2 protein-coding genes and 2 pseudogenes are annotated in these 4,626 nt (G+C 73.3%); 3 read left to right on the top strand and 1 reads right to left on the bottom strand.

The genetic code is table 11. The features are described from left to right. The 3 genes and pseudogenes from G9H71_RS21100 to G9H71_RS21090 form a co-directional block, all read left to right on the top strand. Positions 1–245: pseudogene (locus G9H71_RS21100) on the top strand (hypothetical protein); the annotation flags it as partial. A gap of 115 nt (positions 246–360) precedes the next feature. Continuing rightward, a complete protein-coding gene (locus G9H71_RS21095) occupies positions 361–2,880 on the top strand; it encodes a putative bifunctional diguanylate cyclase/phosphodiesterase (protein ID WP_166284744.1) in 2,520 nt (839 codons plus the stop codon). A 139-nt stretch (positions 2,881–3,019) separates the two neighbouring features. Then, positions 3,020–4,345, top strand: coding sequence for a hypothetical protein (locus G9H71_RS21090; protein ID WP_166284743.1), 1,326 nt, complete (start codon positions 3,020–3,022; stop codon positions 4,343–4,345). 43 nt (positions 4,346–4,388) lie between these two features. Here G9H71_RS21090 and G9H71_RS21085 read toward each other — a convergent pair. Next, positions 4,389–4,626 (bottom strand): annotated as a pseudogene (locus tag G9H71_RS21085) (hypothetical protein); the annotation flags it as partial.

Genomic DNA, 4,626 nt, shown 5'->3' with positions numbered 1-4,626 from the left:
GGCGCCGTTGGTCGGGCCGCCGCTGGTCCGGCGCGGACTGGTCGGCCACCGCGACCGTGCCGCCTGCGCTCACCCCGCCCCCCGCGACGCCGGAGGCGTCGACCGACGCGGTCATCGCGGCGGCCCTGGAGCCGGCGCCGCCCGCCGCCGGGCAGGAGGAGCCGTCGACCGCCGAGACGCCGACGGTCACGGTCGACGGGCCGGCGACGGACAGCATCGGGGAGGACGCGGGCGCCGGCTTCTGACGGTCCCGCTGCTCCTGGGCCGCGGTGGAGTGATTTGACTCCACCGCGGCCCTTTGCTGTCGATACCTCGGTGGAGGCGTGCCGCTCGGGCGCGTGGGAAGCCGAGGAGGCGGTCGTGGCGGTGGAGTCGGCGACGCGCGCCGGGGAGCCGGTGCCCGTACGCCTGCTGAGCGCGCTCATGTGCGCCGCCGCGCTCGGCCTGCTCGCGCTCCACGTCGTGGACCTGCCCGTCCCCGAGGCCGACGCGTACCTGCCCTGGTGGGCGCTCGCCATCGCCTTCGCGTGCGCCGAGGTCTTCGTCGTCCACCTGCCGACGGCCCGCAGCGCCCACTCCCACACGCTGCGCGAGGTGCCGGCGGTGCTCGCCCTGGCGTTCGCCTCGCCGGACTCGTACGTCACGGCCAGCCTGGTCGGCAGCGGGCTCGTCCTCCTGCTGCGCGAGCGCCAGCGCGGCACGAAGCTGATGTTCAACCTGGGCCTCTACGCCCTCGAGGCCGCGGTCGCGGTCTCGATCTACTCGGCGCTGCTGGGCAGCGCCGACCCGGCGGGCCCGCGTGGCTGGATCGCCGCGCTCGTGGCCCTGCTCGTCACCGACCTGCTGGGCGCCACGCTCGTGACGCTCGTGATCGTGCTGGACGGCGACGGCTTCGAGCCCGCGATCCTGCGCGAGGCGGTCACGTCCGGCTTCGCCGCGGCCATCGCCAACACCTGCGCGGCGCTGCTCGTCGTCGTGGTGGTCACCGACCGCCCGGCGGCCCTCCCGCTGCTCGGGGCGCTGCTCGCGGTGCTGTTCGTCGCGTACAAGGTCCACGCCGACCTGGCGCGGCGCTACTCCCGCGTCGACTCGCTCTATCGCTTCGTCGGCTCGGTCGGCGCCTCCGTCGAGCTCGACGTCGCCGTGGGGAACGTGCTGGAGGCGGCCCGCGACCTGTTGGGCGCCTCGCGCGCAGAGCTCGCGATCCTGCCCGGGCCGGGCCAGCAGGGGATCCACGTCGTGCTCGAGGCGGACCAGCTGATGCGCCCGCTCGTCGGCGCGCAGGACGCGGCGTCGTGGTGGGCCCCCGCGCTGCGCGGGGAGCCGGTCATCGCGGGGAGCCCCTCGGGGCCGGACGGCCCCGCGGAGGGCACGGCGATGGCGGCCCCGGTCAGCACCGGCGGCCAGACCGTCGGGGCGCTGCTCGTGTCCGACCGGCTCTTCGAGGGCGAGGCCTTCCGCCCCGAGGACCTGAAGATGTTCGAGGCGCTGGCCGCCCACGCGGCCGTGACCCTGCAGAACGCCCGGCTCGTCGACCGGCTGCGCGCCGAGGCCGCCGCCCGCGACCACGAGGCCCGGCACGACCCGCTCACCGGCCTCGCGAACCGGCGCGAGTTCGTCAAGCGCGTGGAGGCGGTCGTCGACCACGGGCGCGCCGCCGTCCTTCTCGTCGACCTCGACGAGTTCAAGGAGGTCAACGACACGCTCGGCCACGACGCCGGCGACGAGGCCCTGCGCGAGATGGGACGACGGCTGGCGTACGCCGCCGGCGGGCACGTGGCCCGGCTAGGCGGCGACGAGTTCGCGATCCTGCTCACCGGGGTCGACGACGCGGGCACGGCGCTCGCCCGGGCGGCGGACGTCCTCGACGTCGTGCGCGGCGCGCCCGTGGAGGTGGACGGCGTGCGCGTCTTCGTCGGCGGCACGATCGGCGTCGCGCTGGTCCCCGACCACGGGCGTACCGGTGACGAGCTGCTCGCCAACGCCGACATCGCGACCCAGTCGGCGCGCGCCGCGGGCGTCACCGTGGACCTCTACGAGCCCGGCAACGAGCAGGCCCGGCGGCGGCGCCTCGTGCTGGCGGCCGAGATGGCCGGCGCGATCGAGAGCGGCGACGTGCAGCCGTGGTTCCAGCCGAAGGCGCTCGCCCAGACCGGCGAGGTGTGCGCGGTCGAGGCGCTGGTGCGGTGGAGGCACCCGGTCTACGGCATCGTCCCGCCGAACGAGATCCTCGCCGTCGCCGAGCGGACCGGCCAGGTCCGCCAGCTCACGGACCACGTGCTGGAGTCGGCGCTGCAGCAGGCGGCGGCGTGGGCCGACCGTGGGCTCGACATCAGCGTCGCGGTCAACATCACCACGCTCGACCTCTCCGACGACGACCTCCCGCTCGTCGTGGACCAGCTGCTGCGCGAGACCGGCGTCCCGGCGCACCGGCTCACCCTGGAGATCACCGAGAGCGGCATCATGCGCGACCCCGAGCGCTGCCTCGCGGTCCTGCACCGGCTCGCGGCGGCGGGCCTGCACCTGTCGGTCGACGACTTCGGCACGGGCTACTCCTCGCTCGCCTACCTCGAGCGGCTGCCGCTCAACGAGGTCAAGATCGACCGGAGCTTCGTCATGCGGCTCGCGGACTGGAAGCACGACGACACCGTCATCCGGTTCACCGTCGACCTCGGCCACGCGCTCGGGCTCTCCGTCGTCGCCGAGGGCGTGGAGAACGCGGTCGTCTGGGAGCGGTTGGCGGCCATCGGCGTCGACGTGATCCAGGGCTACCACCTGGGGCGCCCAACCCCCGCAGTGGAGCTGGACGGGCTGCTGGAGGAGCGGGCGCTGCGCATCGACGGGCCGTGCCCGTACGTGCTGGAGGAGTCGGCGGGCTGAATCACGCGCTCTTCTGGGACATCACCGGGCAAAGCGCACAACTCCGATCGCGGATCGACGACGCGTGTATCTGACGGGCGACGAAGTTCTCCGGAATGCCGGTACCCCCCAGCAGATCGCCAGCATCCCGAGGAGAACCGTGTCCACCACACGAGCCATGCCCAGCGGACGTCGTCGGGCGACCCTCGCCGCCGTCGCAGTGGGCGCCGCGGCGACGGCCACTTTCGTCGGCACGAGCGCGCTTCCCGCGACCGCCGCGGGCTGCGTCGAGCTCACGCCCCCGCAGATCACCTCCTTCTCCTTCGCCCCCGGGTCCGTCGACGTGCGCAGCGGCGAGAAGAAGGTGAAGGTGACGGCTCACGTCACCGACACCGAGGGCGCCGAGCTCGTCATGGCGACCTTCGAGTCCCCCACCGGCCCGGGCGGCAAGTCGTCCTTCGCGGCCGCACACCTGAAGCTGTCTTCGGGCACCGCGAAGGACGGCACCTTCACCGGCGAGGCCATCGTCGCGCGCGGCGTCATCCCGGGCGCCTGGAAGGTGCGCTCGGTCTCGGCCACGGACGTGCAGGGCGGCTCCGGCTTCCTCAGCTACGAGCAGCTCGGCCAGAAGGGATGGAAGCGCGACCTCGCGGTGAAGTCGACGCCGGACCTCAAGAAGCCTGCGATCACCGCGCTCACGGTCGCCCCGACGAAGGTGAACACGAAGGCCAAGGCGGCCCGCGTGAAGGTGACCGCCAAGGCCACGGACAACATGTCCGGCGTCGCGTTCGTCGCCGTCGAGCTGACGCGCAAGACCAAGGGCGCGACCGGCACGCCGGCCACCCTCGTCGTGCTGAAGCGCACGAGCGGAACGGCGAACAACGGTTCCTATGTCGGGTACGCCGACATCCCGCGCTGGGTCGGCACCGACTCCTGGCTCGTGTCCGCGGACACCATGGACGCCGCCATGAACCAGACGGAGTACTCCAACGCCGCCGTCGCGAAGAAGAAGTGGTCCCGCTCGGTCTCGGTCGTCAGCAACAACGACACGACCATGCCGGCGCTCGTGAGCGCGACGCCGAGCCCGACCACGATCTCCGCCGCGACCGCGGTCAGCGTCACGGCCCGCGCCACCGACGCGCAGTCGGGCGTCGCCAGCGTCCTCGTCACGTGGGAGGGCGATGGCGGGTCGCTCACCGTCCCGCTGACGCGCACCGGCGGCACTCCGCAGAACGGCACGTGGACCGGCAAGGGCAACGTCTTCCGCTGCCTCAACGGCTCCGGCACGTGGACGGCGACGGCGATGCTGACCGACGTGGCCGGCAACGTGCACAAGTACACCGCGGAGGAGACCGCCGCGATGGGCATCGGGACGCTGACGGTGAAGGAGGAGCCGGGCGCGTCGTCGACCTACCCGGACAGCCAGTCGGACGTCGTGCCCGACACCTCGTACGACTACGAGGACTACGTCGCGATCGAGCAGTAGCCCCGGGCGATCGGCCCGCACCCGGCGACGGGTGCGGGCCCGCTCACTCGAAGAGGACGTAGGACGGGCGCGGCTTCAGCGCGAGGACCTCCGAAGGCCGCATCAGGCGTCCGCCGCGCTCGACGTCCTCCTCCAGGAACAGCTTCATCCCGGTGTGGACGTGCTTCGGTGTCTCCTCGAGGTTGCGGTACCACGTGCCGCGCTTCGCGCCGGGGCCGCCGATCCCGTCGATGCTCTTGATGAGCGCGACGCCGCGGTGCCGGTGCAGCCGCGACTCGGCG

It is taken from the genome of Motilibacter deserti (genome assembly GCF_011250635.1).
In the GTDB taxonomy this organism is placed as follows: Bacteria; Actinomycetota; Actinomycetes; order Motilibacterales; family Motilibacteraceae; genus Motilibacter_A; species Motilibacter_A deserti.
The sequence above is the reverse complement of the archived record's forward strand: the minus strand, read 5'-3'. Positions and strand labels throughout refer to the sequence as shown.